Here is a 14,755-nt window from a genome sequence, read left to right as displayed (position 1 = left end):
AGCAGCAGGCCACCGACCTGGTCGCCCACAACTGGAACAGCTAAGACACACAGATGGCCGGCACCCCGACAACGGGTGCCGGCCATCGCCGTACCCGCGGATCGCGTCAGTGGTGGTGATTGCGGAAGATGTCGATCAACGCCGCCACCAGCGCGAGCGCGATGATGCCCGTGGCGAGCAGCAGCGACTTCTCGAAAGCTCCCGTCCAGTCGCCGTGACTGTCGGCCAGCGAGGAGAAGAACATCGAGCCGACCGCGGCGATGCCGGCGGCGGCGCCGATCCGCTGACCGGTCTGGAGCATGCCCGCTCCGCTGCCCGCCTGCGGGACGGGCACCTGGGCAAGGGTGAGCGTCTGGTTGGGGGCGATGACGAGGCCGCTGCCGATGCCGGCGACGAGCAGCGGACCGGCGGTGACCCAGGGCGCCGGGGAGTGCGGCGCGACGTGCAGGGCGAGCACGGTGGCGGCCAGCCCGATCACCACGGCGAGCAGGCCGATGGCGACCAGGGGTCGGCCGAACCGGTTGACGATGCGTCCTCCGAGAGCGGACGCGGCGGCGGACCCGAGCGCGAAGGGCGTGATGGCGAGACCGGCGACGAGCGCGCTGTAGCCGAGCCCGTTCTGCAGGAACAGCGTGAAGATGAAGAAGATCGCAGTGAACCCGCCGAAGTAGATGAGCGCGATGAGCGACCCGAGCGTGTACGACTGGAAGGTGAACAGGCGCAGGTCGAACAGCGGTTCGCGGTGTCGCGCGTACCACCGCTCCCACAGGCCGAAGGCGACCAGCACCGCGAGGCCGGCCGGGATGAGCGCCCACTTCCACGGCGTACGCCACTGCTGCTCCTGCACGAGGGGCAGCAGGATCAGCACCACGCCGACGCCGAGCAGCAGCACACCGACCGGGTCGAGTCGACGGCGGCCGGGTTGCCCGTCGGGCCGACCGGGTAGCAGCCGCCAACCCAGGATCACCGCGACGATGCCGACCGGCACGTTGACGAAGAAGACCCACCGCCATCCGTGCTCCTCACCGCCGAGGGCGATGAGCAGGCCGCCGAGCAGTGGTCCGACGGCGGTGGAGATGCCGATGGTCGCGCCGAGCAACCCGAACGGGCGGGCCCGCTCCGGCCCCCGGAACAACTGCTGGATCAGCCCGATCACCTGTGGGTTGATGATGCCGGCGGCGGCGCCCTGGAGCAGCCGGGCGGCGACCAGCCAGGTGGGTGAGGTCGCCAGGCCGGCGAGCGCGCTGGTCAGGGTGAACAACGCGATCCCGAAGACGAACGCGTTACGCCGACCTCGGAAGTCTCCGAAGCGGCCGGCCGGTACGAGCACCAGACCGAAGGTGAGCGCGTACCCCGAGAGGACCCACTGCAGGTCGCTCGGGGAGGCGTTCAGCGCGCGGTCGATGGACGGCACCGCGACGTTGACGATGCTCACGTCGAGCAGCGTCATGAACGCGGCGACCAGCCCGACGCCGACGGCCTGCCAGCGTCGGCGGTTCTCGGCCGCATCGACCGGCTGCGGCTCGCGCGCCGCGTTCATCGTGCCCCCCGTTGACGGTCGATCATGCATTCCTGACCGCTACCCCGACCAGCGGGGGCGAACCGTCCAGGGTCACGCCATTTGACGGGCGCAGAACCGGGGGCCGAAGTCGAGGCCGGCCATCGGCGAGTCCTCGCGGTGCAGCAGACCCTTCTCGGTGAGCTGGTGCAGCGGGGCGTGCACCTGCTCCTCGGTCAGCCCGGATCCTTCGGCGATCAGGTCCGGATAGGGCACCTGGCCGCGTGCTTCGAGGGCGGTGACCGCCTCGTACACCCGCTGCTCGACCTCCGACAGCTCCATCCGCTGCATGATCTCCTCCTTCGCCCACCCGCCGGACGCGGACGGTTGCGCCGCATCGGTTACCCCCTGCCCGACCGAAGATGCCCACCCGTTCGGGCGGTGGAGGGCGAGCACGCCCTACGCTGCGATGGTGATCGTCTGGGATCTGATCGTCGTCGGCGCGGGCCCCGCCGGGCTCTCCGCGGCACACGCCGCGGCCCGCGCGGGTGTTCGCACCCTGGTTGTCGAGCGGGCCACGCACCCGCGTTACAAGACCTGCGGGGGCGGCCTCATCGGCACCTCGCTGGCCGCCGTGCGGGAACGGATCGAGGTGCCGGCGCACGACCGGGTCGACCGGGTGACGTTCACCCGCGACGGCCGGCGAGAGTTCACCCGCCGCAACGGCAGCCCGGTGGTGACGATGGTGCGCCGGGAGGAGTTCGACGACCGCCTGCGCGCCGCGGCGGTCGCCGCCGGCGCGCAGCTGCGTGAGCAGGTCGCGGTCCGTGCCATCGAGCAGGATCCCGAGGGGGTACGCCTGCGACTGGCCGACGGCACGACCCTGGCGGCCCGCACGGTGATCGGCGCGGACGGCTCGTCGGGGGTGACCGCCCGGCACGTGGGGGTGCGCTACCGCCAGGTGGACCTGGGGCTGGAGCTGGAGATCCCGGTGCCGCCCGCCGAGCAGGAGCGTTGGCGTGGGCGACTGTTGCTGGACTGGGGGGCGATGCCGGGCTCGTACGCCTGGGTGTTCCCGAAGGGCGACCGGTTGACGGTCGGTGTGATCGCGGGCCGGGGCGCGGGGGAGGGGACACGTGCCTACCTGCGGCAGTTCGTCGACCGGTTGGGTCTGACCGGGCTGCCGGCGGCGCACGATTCGGGTCACCTGACGCGGTGTCGCGAGGAGGACTCGCCGTTGCGTAACGGCCGGGTGCTCGTGGTGGGGGACGCGGCCGGGCTGTTGGAGCCGTGGAGCCGCGAGGGGATCAGCTTCGCCCTGCGCTCCGGCGAGCTGGCCGGGGCGGCGGTGGCCGCCGGGGATCTGGCCGGGTACGAGCGGGCGGTCGCCGAGCGCCTGACGCCGGAGATGCGGGCAGGGTTCCGGTTGCTCGACCTGTTCACCCGGCGCCCGGAGGTGTTCCACGGGCTGTTGGCGACCCCGCCGGGCTGGCGGATGTTCGTGCGCTTCTGTCAGGGGCAGGCGAGCTTCGACGACATGCTGCGCCGCCGACCGATCCGGGCGGCCCTCGCCGTGCTGGACCGGCTGCCAACCCCGCGCCGCCCGCCCGCCGACACCCCTTCCTGAGCCCCGCCCCGCCCCAGCCCGCCGATCTTGCGTTTTCTGTGGCGACATTCCACGCGAACCCGCACACTTCGGCAACCGTTAGTGCAAGATCGACGCGAGTTGCCGGGTTCCGTGGCTATGAGTCCAGGATCCTAGGATGCTTTACGGGGTGTGTCGGGGTCCACCCAAGGTCGACGGGCTGTCAGCCAACGGACCGATGTGCCGAAGGCCCGCCGTTGGACAATGACGGGGGAGTAGGGGGGTGCCGATGACCGAGCAACCGTTCACCGACGACGAGTACGCGTTCCTGCGCCACATCCGGTTCGGGGAGTTGCCACCCGCGGTCCGTCCGGAGGACCAGGTCGCGCTGACCGAGACCGATCCCGGGCGGGACCGGCCGGAGAAGGCCGAGGACCCGGTCCGCTGGAACGTGCAGGGCTGAACATACGCGGACGGGCCGCGGGTGTCGTCACCCACGGCCCGCCGTCACGTCACGGTCAGAAGACCGGCACACCCTCGCGCACGAGACGCCAGTTGGGCTGGAAGAAGTCGTCCGGGTTGATGGTCCCCTTGGCCTGGGCCCAGTCGATGAGCAGCTGGCGGATCTCCTGCTGCGCGTTGTAGACCTGGGTCTTCACGATGCCGGGGAAGTTGCCGCCGCCGCTGCGCCGGTAGTTGTTCACCGCCACCACGAACTGCGCGTCGTCCGCGACCGGGGTGTCGGTGCCGGGCAGCACCAGTCGGGTGATGCGCTGGCCGACCGGCTTGGAGATGTCGATGTCGTAGTCCAGGCCGGAGATCACGTCGTAGTTGTAGTCCGGCACGGCCGGGTCGCTGATCTGCTCCGGGTCGACCGGAGCGCCCGGCGCGAGGGTGCGGAAGAACTTCGCCGAGTACTCCAGGTACGCGCGTACCTCGGCGCCGCTGAGCACGACGGCTTCGAGGGTGTTGTCGTACACGTACAGGCCGGCCACGTCGCGGATCTTGACGTCGCCGGCGGGGAAGACGGCGGTACGGCTGAACGGCGCCGCGATCGACAGTACCGGCAGGTCCGCGTACGCGGTGCCGGTCAGGGCCGCGCCGACCACCTCGGTCTGCACGTGGTTGATGAAGTCGAGGATCGGCGTGTCCTGGTAGCGGGACTCCGCCGCCGACAGCTCCACTGTGGACGTGGCGACCACCTGGTTGACGTACGCCACAGTCTTGGCGTGCTGGGCCCGCACGGCCGCGACCACCTTCGGGTCCTCGACGACCGTGTTGGTGTTCAGCATGGTGGCGGCCTTATTGGTGATCGTCCAACGGCCGCGCTCACGGGTGAGGGTGAAGTCCATCCGGGTGAGCCGCTGGCCCCACTTCGAGGGCTCGGAGAGCAACACCTGCGTGCCGGTCCGCTCGTTGGTGACGAACCGCTCGACGACCTCGTTGTGGGCGTGCCCGAAGAGGATCGCGTCGATCCCGGGCACCTGCTGGGCGATCAGCGCCACCGGGTTCTCGTTGGGCAGCTCGGGGCCGTAGCTGGAGGTGCCGCTGTCGCCGCCGTGGGCGGAGATCAGCACGATGTCCGCGCCGCGGGCCCGCATGACCGGCACCCACTTCGCGGCGGTCGCGATCATGTCGTCGAAGCGCAGTTTGCCCTCGACGTTGCCCCGGTCCCAGATGGCGACGCCCGGGTTGGTCAGGCCGAGGATGCCGACCCGCAGGGTCGGCGCGGCGAAGCCCAGGGAGACCTTCTTGATGATGTACGGCAGGAAGGCCGGCTTGCCGGTCTTGGCGTTGACCGCGTTGGCGGCGAGGGCGGGGAAGCCGAGCTGTCGGATCCACAGGTCCAGCAGCGGCAGGCCGTAGTTGAACTCGTGGTTGCCCAGGGTCACGGCGTCGTAGTCGATGACGTTCATCGCCCGGGCCATCGGGTGCTTCTCGCCGGTGGCGGTGATGGGCTCCTGCTTGGCGTAGTACGTCGCCAGGGGAGTGCCCTGGATGGTGTCGCCGGCGTCGAGCACGAGCGTGGCCTTGCCGCGCCGCTCGCGGCGGATCTGGTTGATCAGGGTGGCCAGCTTCGCGACGCCGACGTCGTTGTGCTTGCTGTCGTCGTACTCGGCGTCCCGGTAGTAGTCCCAGTTGTAGACGTTGCCGTGCGTGTCCGATGTGCCCAGCAGCGTGAGGTCCCAGGTGCGCGACCGGGCGGGGCCCGCCGCCTGGGCGGGGGCGGCGGCGATCAGCGGGGCGGTCGCCGCGGCGGCGGCGACCGCGAGCACCTGGCGACGCGATGGACCGGATCCAGAGGTCATGACGTGCCCTTCGATGGGGGTTGACGCGCCTCGTGAGCGCCTCGCGCACCATAACGAGCCCCTGTCACTCCCGCCACGTCAGCCCCGGTTTCCGCAGCACGGCACGGGGTGGCCAGCCGGCGTCAGCGGGGCCAGGCGGTGAAGCGTCGGCGTACCCGCGCGACGTCGTCCGGGTTCAGGCCGTAGCGGCCGAAACGGGTGTCGGACAGCCGGTCGAGGTAGCGCCCGGCGGCGCGGACGTCGTCCGGGTCGAGCGCGGGGTCGACCTGCCGGGCCAGCACCAGCAGTTGCGTCACGTCGTAGTGCTCGAGCGCCGCCGCGACGTCGATGAAGTCGCGGACCTCCCGCCGGTTGACCAGTGCCGCGATCTTGTTGGCGACCAGGTCGCGGACGTCCATGACCGGGCCGAGGTCCATCACCACCGGGCTCTGCTGTCGATCGAGTCGGGCCAGGCTGAGCCGGATCTGCCGTGCGTCGCGGCTCACCACGAAGTCCTTCATGTCGCGGCCGTACCCGTCGAACAGGTCGGCGAGTTCGCTGTCCGGGTCGGCGTCGGTCACGGTGAACCCGGCGCGTTCCAGCGCGGCGCGTACCCCGGCGGAGGCCGCGGCGGCGGCGCCCTCCACGTCGGCGAAGAGGTCCACGTCCTCGGTGGGCCGGGCCACCAGGCCGTGCGCGGCCCACGCCACCCCGCCGCCGAGCACGAATCGGTACGGCCGGGCGGCGGTCAGCGCCACCCGGGCCACTTCCCGGTAGAAGTCGTGCAGGTGCGGTGCGATCACGCCGCGCGCAGGCCGCGGTGCCGGCTCTCCCAGGCCTGGCGGACGCCCCGGGGGAGGTTGAGCAGCCGCCACACCCGCCGCAGCGTGCGCCCGTTGATGAGGGTGCGCAGGTCGTCGGTGCTGGCGGTCTCGCGCAGTACGTTCTCGTACATCCAGAGGAGCTGGTCGGGGTCGCCGAGGTCGAAGGTGCGCTCGGCGTTCCACATCAACCGCACCGGCAGTTCGACGACGCCCCGGGTGGGGCCGGCCAGCTCGGTGAGCGTGCGCGCCACGACGGCCGGACGACCCGGGCGGGCCAGGAAGGCCACGCCGGTCGCGGGGGGCGAGACGGCCTGCATGGTGTCAGGGTAACGCCCGTCGGTGCGGGTGTCGCCACGGTACGTCGGGACGCGCGGTCGGCGCGGGTGATGAGTTCTCCTGCCCGCACCCGTCATAGGTGTGACGGCACACGACGAGACGGGAGCAAGACGTGATGGGTACGGACGCGCGGAGCGAGGGCGCGGGCGCTCTGGCCGAGGCCGACGAGACCACCTTCGCGGGGCTGGCGCAGCGGCACCGGCGGGAGTTGCACGTGCACTGTTACCGGATGCTCGGGTCGTTCGAGGACGCCGAGGACACCGTGCAGGAGACGTTCCTGCGGGCCTGGCGGCGGCGGGAGACGTTCGAGGGGCGGTCGACGGTGCGGGCCTGGCTGTACCGGATCGCCACGAACGCCTGCCTGGACCTGTTGGCCAGGTGCCGTCCGGAGCCGGCCCGGGGCGGTGAGGTGCGGTGGTTGCAGCCGTACCCGGATCGGCTGCTCGACGAGTTGCCGGCGGGCGACGCGGATGAGCCGGAGGCGGTCGCGGTCGCGCGGGAGACGATCGAGTTGGCGTACGTGGTGGCGGTCCAGCACCTCGCGCCGCGTCCCCGGGCCGTGCTGATCCTGCGGGACGTGCTGGGCTGGCCCGCGAAGGACGTCGCCGAGCTGCTCGGGGATTCGGTCAACTCGGTGAACAGCGCCCTGCAGCGGGCGCGGGCGGGCTTGCGCGAGCACCTGCCCGCCGAGCGGCAGGACTGGACCGGTGGCGACCAGGACGCCGGGACGCGCGAGCTGGTGCGGCGCTTCACCGAGGCGAGCGTGGCCACGGACATCGGCCGGCTCACCACGATGTTGCGCGAGGACGTGCGCTGTTCGATGCCGCCCACGCCGGGCCTGCACGTGGGTCGGGACGCGGTGCTCAGCGACTGGATCGGGGACGGTTTCGACGGGATGACGGGTCTGCGTGGCGTCGCCACCTCGGTGAACCGGCAGCCCGCGGTCGCGTTCTACCACTGGCGGGAGGCGGAGGGCGCGTACCTGCCGTTGACCATCGACGTCCTGCGCGTCACCGGCGGGGCGATCACCGAGATCGTCATCTTTCACGCCGACCAGTTCCCGCGACTGGGGCTGCCGGAGCGTCTGTCGGCAGGTGGTGCGCGGTGAGTGTCTCGGCTACGCCCTACCGCACCCACCGGCTCCTCGGGCTCGTCGGTGTCGGCCTGGTCGCCACCGTGGCGGCGATGGCCACGACGACTCTCGCCGCCGCGCTCGCCGGGGCCGCCGGGGTCGACTTCGAGATTCCCGAGGGTGGCGAGGTGATCCCGGTGGCCGGGTTCGCCGTGGTGACGGGTGTCTTCTCGGCGGTGGGCGTCGTTCTCGCCGTCGTACTCGGTCGGTTCAGCGCGCGTCCCGCCGACCGGTTCCTGTGGACGGCGGTGGTGCTGACCGCGATCTCGCTGGTCCCGCCGTTTCTCTGCGGGGCAGCGCCGGTGACCGTCGTGGCGCTGGTCGTGCTGCACCTCGTCGCCGCGGCGGTGATGGTCCCGGCGCTGACGTGGCGCCTGGGCCGACTGGACCGTCGCCGCGACGGACGGACGCTCGATTAGCGAAGACTCCTCATCTGACCTATGTTCGGGAGGTCGCGCGCTCACGGGCAAGGAGGTGTCGGGGATGGGTCTACGGACGTTCATCGAGGGTTGGCCGGTGTATCGCCAGCTCACCGGCACGGACCCGTTGGGCCGGGGCGCCGCGGCGAAGTCGGCGCGGTCGGCCGCTCTGACGGCGCGTACCGAGACCGCCGATTCGGTGGCGCGGTCGGTGTGTCCGTACTGCGCGGTGGGGTGCGGTCAGCGGGTCTTCGTCGCCGACGGGCAGGTCACGCAGATCGAGGGTGACCCGGACAGTCCGATCTCGCGGGGCCGCCTGTGTCCCAAGGGCGCGGCCAGCAAGAGCCTCGTGACGAGTCCGCTGCGCCAGACCACGGTCCGCTACCGCCGTCCGTACTCCACCCAGTGGGAAGACCTCGACCTCGAGACGGCCGTCGACATGATCGCCGATCGGATCCTCGCGGCCCGTGCCCAGACCTGGGAGGACCGCGACGCCGAGGGCCGGCCGCTCAACCGGACGCTGGGGATCTCCAGCCTGGGTGGGGCGACGCTGGACAACGAGGAGAACTACCTCATCAAGAAGTTGTTCACCGCGATGGGGGCGTTGCAGATCGAGAACCAGGCGCGTATTTGACACTCCGCCACCGTCCCCGGTCTGGGGGCCAGCTTCGGTCGCGGCGGTGCGACGGACTTCCAGCAGGACATCGCCAACGCTGACGTCATCGTCATCCAGGGCTCCAACATGGCCGAGGCGCATCCGGTCGGGTTCCAGTGGGTGATGGAGGCCAAGCGTCGGGGCGCGAAGGTGTTCCACGTCGACCCGCGGTTCACCCGCACGAGCGCGGTCGCGGACGCGTACCTGCCGATCCGGGCGGGCACCGACATCGCGTTGTTGGGTGGGGTGATCCGGTACATCCTCGACAACGAGCTGGACTTCCGCGAGTACGTCCTCGCCTACACCAACGCGGCGACGATCGTCAGCGACCGGTTCAGCGACACCGAGGACGGCGACGGGTTCTTCTCCGGCTTCGATCCCGAGACCGGCAGTTACGTGCAGGACAGCTGGCAGTACGAGGGGCACGAGGACTCCTCGGGCAGCGGACACACCGCGAAGGAGCGGGACACCGCCGCCGGGTTGGAGCACGAGTCGCACGGTGCGCCGGTGGGCGGCCAGACCCAGCGGGACGAGACGTTGCAGCACCCGCGCTGCGTCTATCAGATCCTCAAGCGGCACTACGCCCGCTACACGCCGGAGATGGTGGAGCGGGTCTGCGGCATCCCGCAGGACAAGTTCCTGGAACTGGCGCGGGCGTGGACGGAGAACTCGGGCCGGGAACGCACCGGCATGCTCATCTACTCGGTGGGCTGGACGCAGCACAGCGTCGGAGTGCAGTACATCCGCGCCGGGGCGATCATCCAGCTCCTGCTGGGCAACGTGGGCCGTCCGGGTGGCGGGGTCATGGCGTTGCGCGGGCACGCGAGCATCCAGGGCTCGACCGACATCCCGACCCTGTTCAACCTGCTGCCCGGCTACCTGCCCATGCCTCACCACGCCGATCACCCCACCTTTGACGAGTGGGTGGACAGCATCCGGCACCCCGGGCAGAAGGGCTTCTGGGGCAACGCGCGGTCGTACGCGGCCAGCCTGCTCAAGGCGTACTGGGGGGACGCCGCGACGCCGGAGAACGACTTCGGCTACGGCTTCCTGCCCCGGCTGACCGGGGACCACGGCACCTACCAGCAGGTCCTCAACATGATCGATGGAAAGATCAAGGGGTACTTCCTGCTCGGCCAGAACCCGGCCGTCGGATCCGCGCACGGCCGGGCGCAACGCCTGGGCATGGCGAACCTCGACTGGCTGGTCGTGCGGGACCTGTTCATGATCGAGAGCGCGACGTTCTGGAAGAACGGCCCCGAGGTGGCCACCGGCGAGATCGTGCCCGAGGAGTGCCGCACCGAGGTGTTCTTCCTGCCCGCCGCGTCGCACGTGGAGAAGGAGGGCACGTTCACGCAGACCCAGCGGCTGTTGCAGTGGCGGGAGAAGGCCGTCGAGCCGCCGGGCGACGCCCGCTCCGAGCTGTGGTTCTTCTACCACCTGGGCCGCCGACTGCGGGAGAAGCTGGCCGGCTCGTCGCTGCCGCGCGACCGGGCGCTGCTCGACCTCACCTGGGACTACCCCACCCACGGTCCGCACGCGGAGCCCAGCGCCGAGTCGGTGCTGCGCGAGATCAACGGGTACGACGTGACGACCGGCCAGCCGCTGTCCAGTTTCGCCGAGGCCCGCGACGACGGCTCCACGGCCGTCGGCTGCTGGATCTACACCGGCGTGTACGCCGACGGCGTCAACCAGGCCGCCCGCCGCAAGTCCCGGCACGAGCAGGACTGGGTGGCCGCCGAGTGGGGTTGGGCGTGGCCGGCGAACCGGCGCATCCTCTACAACCGCGCCTCCGCCGACCCGGACGGCCGTCCGTGGAGCGAGCGCAAGCGTTACATCTGGTGGGACCCGGACAAGGCCGAGTGGACCGGCCACGACGTGCCGGACTTCGAGAAGACCAAACCGCCGTCGTACCGGCCGCCGGCCGGCGCGTCCGGTCCGGAGGGGATCGCCGGTGACGACCCGTTCGTGATGCAGGGCGACGGCAAGGGTTGGCTGTACGCGCCCAGCGGCGTCCTGGACGGGCCGCTGCCCACCCACTACGAGCCGGTCGAGTCGCCGGTGCGCAACCCGCTCTACCGCCAGCAGGCCAACCCGACCCGCAAGTCGTACGCGCACCCGGTGAACTCGGTGAACCCGAGCCCGCCGCAGGAGCACAGTCAGGTTTTCCCGTACATCTTCACGGTCAGCCGGCTCACCGAGCACCACACCGCAGGTGGGATGAGCCGGACGGTACGACCCCTCGCCGAGTTGCAGCCGGAGATGTTCGTCGAGGTGTCGCCGGAGCTGGCCGCCGAGACCGGGTTGGCCCACCTCGGGTGGGCGCACCTGGTCAGCGGTCGGGCGGTGATCGAGGCGAAGGTGCTGGTCACCGACCGGCTCACTCCGTTGCGGGTGGACGGTCGGGTCATCCATCAGGTGTGGCTGCCGTACCACTTCGGGTTCGAGGGTCTGGTGACCGGCGACTCGGCCAACGACCTGTTCGGCATCACCCTCGACCCCAACGTCCTCATCCAGGAGAGCAAGATCGGTACCTGCGACGTACGGCCCGGCCGGCGGCCCACCGGGGCTGCCCTGCTCGACCTGGTCGCCGACTACCAGCGGCGGGCCGGGATCACCCCGGGTGGGCACGCGCCGGCCGTCACCATCGACCAGGACGGGAAGGGCAGCGGTGATTCCTGACCCGAACAGCCTCTACGGGCCGCTCGATCCGGCGCCGGACGCGGGTTATGTGGACGCGCCGCAGCGGATGGGGTTCTTCACCGATACGAGTGTGTGTATCGGGTGTAAGGCGTGTGAGGTGGCGTGCAAGGAGTGGAACGACGTCCCGGGAAGTGGTCTGGATCTGTTGGGGATGTCGTACGACAACACGGGTGCGTTGACGGCGAACTCGTGGCGGCACGTGGCGTTCGTGGAGCAGCCACGCCCGGCGGGACATGGCAGCGCGGCGTTCGCCGGTACGCCCACCGGTACGACGGTCAGCGCGGCGTCGGCGGCGGTCGCCGCCGGCACGGCGGGGCCGACCGGCACCGACCCGGGTCTGCCGCCCGGGTCGCCGTCGGCCGCCGCGCGCATGGCCGACGGCGGCGCGACCAGCACCGGCCCGGCCGACGGCGGCGCGCAGCCACAGTTCCTGGGTATGCCGGGTGCGCGGCCGCCGGGGCGGGACAGCGGTGTGGAGGGTCGGTCGGATTTTCGGTGGTTGATGATGTCGGATGTGTGTAAGCACTGCACGCATGCGGCTTGTTTGGATGTGTGTCCGACGGGGTCGTTGTTCCGGACGGAGTTCGGGACGGTGGTGGTGCAGGAGGACATCTGTAATGGGTGTGGGTACTGCATTTCGGCGTGTCCGTACGGGGTGATTGATCAGCGTAAGGGTGATGGTCGGGCGTGGAAGTGCACGCTGTGTTACGACCGTCTGGGTGTGGGGATGACGCCGGCGTGTGCGCAGGCGTGTCCGACGGAGTCGATCCAGTACGGGCCCCTCGACGAGTTGCGGGAGCGGGCGGCGGCGCGGGTGGCGACGTTGCACGGCCGGGGTGTTCCCGAGGCCCGCTTGTACGGGCACGACCCGGAGGATGGTGTGGGTGGTGACGGGGCGTTCTTCCTGTTGTTGGACGAGCCGGAGGTGTACGGGTTGCCGCCGGACCCGGTGGTGACCACCCGGGACCTACCGGCCATGTGGAAACGCGCCGGCATCGCCGCGCTCGCCATGGCGGCGGCCACCGTCGCCGCCTTCGTGGGGAGATCCTCGTGAGCCCGGAGCGCCAGCCGGTGGGCGACCGGTTCCGCCGGTTCCGCGACCGACTGGCCGCCGCGAGCCTCGACCTACCGGGCCAGAGGCAGGCGGACGACGGCACCGATGTGGCCGTGCCGGCCCGCGCCCACGAGGATCGGACGCCGCAACCCCACGACGATCGGCCGGCGCAGCCCCGGGAGAACGGGGCGCGGCGCTCCCGGCGCGGTCGTCGCGGTGGCGGAGAGGAGCTGCGGGTCCCCGAGGCCGAGTTCACCTCCTACTACGGCCGGCCCATCCTCAAGGCCCCGGTGTGGAAGTGGGACATCGCCGCGTACCTGTTCACCGGCGGTCTGGCCGCCGGCTCGTCGCTGCTGGCCGCCGGAGGTCAACTCACCCGCCGCCCGGCGCTGCGCCGCGCCGGCCGGGTCACCGCGCTGGGCGCCGTCAGCGCCAGCGCGGTCTTCCTCATCCGGGACCTGGGCCGGCCGGAGCGGTTCCATCACATGCTGCGGGTGGCGAAGCTGACCTCGCCCATGTCGGTGGGCACCTGGATCCTCAGCGCGTTCGGGCCGGCCGCCGGGTTGGCGGCGATCGCCGAGACCGCCGACTGGCTGCCCCGGCACGGTCCGCTCGGGTTTGTCGGTCGGGCTCTGCCGCCGGCCGGGCACGCCGCCGGGCTGGTCGCCGCCGTCACCGCGCCCGCCCTGGCGACGTACACCGGGGTCCTGCTCGCCGACACGGCGGTGCCGTCGTGGCATGAGGCGTACCCCGAGTTGCCGGTCATCTTCGCGGGCAGCGCGCTGGCCAGCGGCGCGGGCGTCGGTCTGCTCGCCGCGCCACCGTCGCAGGCCGGGCCGGCCCGCCGGATGGCGGTGGCCGGGGCGGCCCTGGAGCTGTACGGCGCGCACCGCGTGGAGACCCGTCTCGGGCTGCTCAGCGAGCCCTACCGGTCGGGTCGGCCGGGCCGGCTGTTGCGCGCCGGTCGGCTGCTGACCACCGCCGGGGTGGCCGGGGCGCTGCTGGGTCGGCGTAGTCGCGCCGTCGGGGCGTTGTCCGGGGCCGCGCTGCTGGGCGCGTCGGTCGCCACGCGGTTCGGCATCTTCTACGGCGGCGTCGCGTCCGCCCGCGACCCCCGCTACACCGTCGTGCCGCAACGCGAGCGGGTGAACGCCCGGCGGACCGAGGTGGATCCGACGACTGACTGAGCGGTCGCACCGGCGTTGTGATCGAATGTGCGACGGAGGCGTTCAGGCGGCTGGTGCCCCTCCCGGTCTTCAAAACCGGTGTGGTCCGGGACCCGGGCCAGGCGGGTTCGATTCCCGTCCGTCTCCGCCAACGGCGGCAGGAGTGACGTGATGCGTGACGGCAGCGAGGACCCGCGACGTCGGGTGCCCCGCACCGACACCCTCCTCGCCGATCCGCAGCTGGCGGCGGCCATCGCGACCCTCGGCCGCGAGCGGGTCAAGGCCGCCGTCGTGCGGGCGCAGACGCGGGCCCGCCGTGGTGAGATCGCCCCCGAGGAGGTGCGGGACGCCTCCGTCGCCGGACTGCCCGCGCCGGGTCCCCGCGCGGTGCTCAACGCCACCGGTGTCGTGCTGCACACCAACCTGGGCCGGGCGGCGCTGTCGCCGGCCGCCGTCGCGGCGGTCGTCGCGGCCGCCGGGCACACCGACGTTGAACTGGACCTGAACACCGGGCGCAGGGCCCGTCGGGGCCGCGACGCCCTCGACGCGCTCGCCGCCGCCGTGCCCGACGCCGCCGCCGTGCACGTGGTCAACAACGGCGCTGCCGCGCTGGTGCTGGCGGCCACGGCGTTGGCCGCCGGCCGGGAGATCGTGGTCAGCCGCGGCGAACTCGTCGAGATCGGCGACGGCTTCCGCCTACCGGACCTGCTGGTAAGCACCGGCGCGCGACTGCGCGAGGTGGGCACCACCAACCGCACGACGCTCGACGACTACGCCGCCGCCGTCGGCCCGCAGACCGGGTTCGTGCTGAAGGTGCACCCGTCGAACTTCCAGGTCACGGGCTTCACCTCGGCCGTGCCGGTGCGCCAACTGGCCACCCTCGACGTGCCGGTGGTCGCCGACATCGGCTCCGGGCTGCTCGCACCGGATCCGTTGCTGCCCGACGAGCCGGACGCGGCCAGCACCCTGCGCGCCGGCGCGGCCCTGGTCACGGCGAGCGGCGACAAACTGCTCGGCGGCCCGCAGGCCGGCCTGCTGCTCGGCGACGCCGCGCTCGTCGAACGCCTACGCCGCCACCCGCTGGCCCGCGCGCTG

Annotated in this window: 13 protein-coding genes and 1 tRNA gene; 9 read left to right on the top strand and 5 right to left on the bottom strand. The window is 71.7% G+C overall.

Annotated elements, in window-relative coordinates; translation table 11 throughout:
* Window positions 1-106: 106 nt before the first annotated feature.
* On the bottom strand, window positions 107-1,570 hold the full coding sequence (locus ACIBTX_RS32315) for an MFS transporter (RefSeq protein ID WP_357170211.1): 1,464 nt from the start codon (window positions 1,568-1,570) through the stop codon (window positions 107-109).
* A 42-nt stretch (window positions 1,571-1,612) separates the two neighbouring features.
* Window positions 1,613-1,849, bottom strand: a complete 237-nt coding sequence (locus ACIBTX_RS32310; protein WP_355249091.1) for a hypothetical protein — start codon at window positions 1,847-1,849, stop codon at window positions 1,613-1,615.
* 121 nt (window positions 1,850-1,970) lie between these two features.
* On the opposite strand from ACIBTX_RS32310, the gene ACIBTX_RS32305 reads away from it, so the two are divergent.
* Both ACIBTX_RS32305 and ACIBTX_RS32300 read left to right on the top strand, forming a co-directional pair.
* On the top strand, window positions 1,971-3,125 hold the full coding sequence (locus tag ACIBTX_RS32305) for a geranylgeranyl reductase family protein (protein ID WP_357399192.1): 1,155 nt from the start codon (window positions 1,971-1,973) through the stop codon (window positions 3,123-3,125).
* Between the two features lie 247 nt (window positions 3,126-3,372).
* Window positions 3,373-3,546 (top strand): hypothetical protein, encoded by a 174-nt coding sequence (locus ACIBTX_RS32300; RefSeq protein ID WP_357170208.1) that lies wholly within the window; start codon window positions 3,373-3,375, stop codon window positions 3,544-3,546.
* A 55-nt stretch (window positions 3,547-3,601) separates the two neighbouring features.
* Here the strand turns inward: ACIBTX_RS32300 and ACIBTX_RS32295 are convergent, their stop codons facing one another.
* From ACIBTX_RS32295 to ACIBTX_RS32285, 3 genes are all read right to left on the bottom strand, one after another.
* Entirely contained in the window at window positions 3,602-5,392 is a 1,791-nt protein-coding gene (locus ACIBTX_RS32295) for a 5'-nucleotidase C-terminal domain-containing protein (protein WP_357118822.1), read from the bottom strand.
* Window positions 5,393-5,514: 122 nt separating this feature from the next.
* On the bottom strand, window positions 5,515-6,174 hold the full coding sequence (locus tag ACIBTX_RS32290; protein WP_357118819.1) for a nucleotidyl transferase AbiEii/AbiGii toxin family protein: 660 nt from the start codon (window positions 6,172-6,174) through the stop codon (window positions 5,515-5,517).
* A complete protein-coding gene (locus ACIBTX_RS32285; protein WP_357118817.1) occupies window positions 6,171-6,512 on the bottom strand; it encodes a hypothetical protein in 342 nt (113 codons plus the stop codon). The genes ACIBTX_RS32290 and ACIBTX_RS32285 overlap by 4 nt, the downstream gene beginning before the upstream one ends.
* A 134-nt stretch (window positions 6,513-6,646) precedes the next feature.
* On the opposite strand from ACIBTX_RS32285, the gene ACIBTX_RS32280 reads away from it, so the two are divergent.
* The 7 genes from ACIBTX_RS32280 to selA all read left to right on the top strand — a co-directional run.
* Entirely contained in the window at window positions 6,647-7,639 is a 993-nt protein-coding gene (locus ACIBTX_RS32280) for an RNA polymerase subunit sigma-70 (RefSeq protein ID WP_357119463.1), read from the top strand.
* On the top strand, window positions 7,636-8,082 hold the full coding sequence (locus ACIBTX_RS32275) for a DUF6069 family protein (protein WP_357399200.1): 447 nt from the start codon (window positions 7,636-7,638) through the stop codon (window positions 8,080-8,082). Before ACIBTX_RS32280 ends, ACIBTX_RS32275 begins: the two co-directional genes overlap by 4 nt.
* 64 nt (window positions 8,083-8,146) lie before the next feature.
* Window positions 8,147-11,419, top strand: coding sequence for a formate dehydrogenase (gene fdh, locus ACIBTX_RS32270; protein ID WP_396833398.1), 3,273 nt, complete (start codon window positions 8,147-8,149; stop codon window positions 11,417-11,419).
* Complete coding sequence (locus tag ACIBTX_RS32265; RefSeq protein WP_357170585.1) at window positions 11,412-12,494, top strand: 4Fe-4S dicluster domain-containing protein; 1,083 nt, start codon at window positions 11,412-11,414, stop codon at window positions 12,492-12,494. The genes fdh and ACIBTX_RS32265 overlap by 8 nt, the downstream gene beginning before the upstream one ends.
* A gap of 230 nt (window positions 12,495-12,724) precedes the next feature.
* On the top strand, window positions 12,725-13,681 hold the full coding sequence (gene nrfD / locus ACIBTX_RS32260) for an NrfD/PsrC family molybdoenzyme membrane anchor subunit (RefSeq protein WP_396833399.1): 957 nt from the start codon (window positions 12,725-12,727) through the stop codon (window positions 13,679-13,681).
* Window positions 13,682-13,715: 34 nt separating this feature from the next.
* Window positions 13,716-13,811, top strand: a tRNA-Sec gene (locus ACIBTX_RS32255).
* A 20-nt stretch (window positions 13,812-13,831) separates the two neighbouring features.
* Window positions 13,832-14,755 (top strand): L-seryl-tRNA(Sec) selenium transferase (gene selA, locus ACIBTX_RS32250; RefSeq protein WP_396833397.1); only part of this gene is annotated, 924 nt, incomplete at its 3' end.

Origin of the sequence: Micromonospora sp. NPDC049359, from assembly GCF_044466585.1 — a bacterium.
Taxonomy (GTDB): Bacteria; Actinomycetota; Actinomycetes; order Mycobacteriales; family Micromonosporaceae; genus Micromonospora.
Note: the sequence above shows the minus strand (reverse complement) of the source record. Positions and strands in the feature narration are given on the sequence as shown.

What these genes read in the sequence shown, in the direction of transcription:
- ACIBTX_RS32280 (WP_357119463.1), top strand. Translation starts at nt 6,647, where the DNA reads ATGGGTACGGACGCGCGGAGCGAGGGCGCGGGCGCTCTGGCCGAGGCC.
- ACIBTX_RS32295 (WP_357118822.1), bottom strand. Translation starts at nt 5,392, where the DNA reads ATGACCTCTGGATCCGGTCCATCGCGTCGCCAGGTGCTCGCGGTCGCC.
- ACIBTX_RS32285 (WP_357118817.1), bottom strand. Translation starts at nt 6,512, where the DNA reads ATGCAGGCCGTCTCGCCCCCCGCGACCGGCGTGGCCTTCCTGGCCCGC.
- ACIBTX_RS32300 (WP_357170208.1), top strand. Translation starts at nt 3,373, where the DNA reads ATGACCGAGCAACCGTTCACCGACGACGAGTACGCGTTCCTGCGCCAC.
- ACIBTX_RS32315 (WP_357170211.1), bottom strand. Translation starts at nt 1,570, where the DNA reads ATGCATGATCGACCGTCAACGGGGGGCACGATGAACGCGGCGCGCGAG.
- ACIBTX_RS32310 (WP_355249091.1), bottom strand. Translation starts at nt 1,849, where the DNA reads ATGCAGCGGATGGAGCTGTCGGAGGTCGAGCAGCGGGTGTACGAGGCG.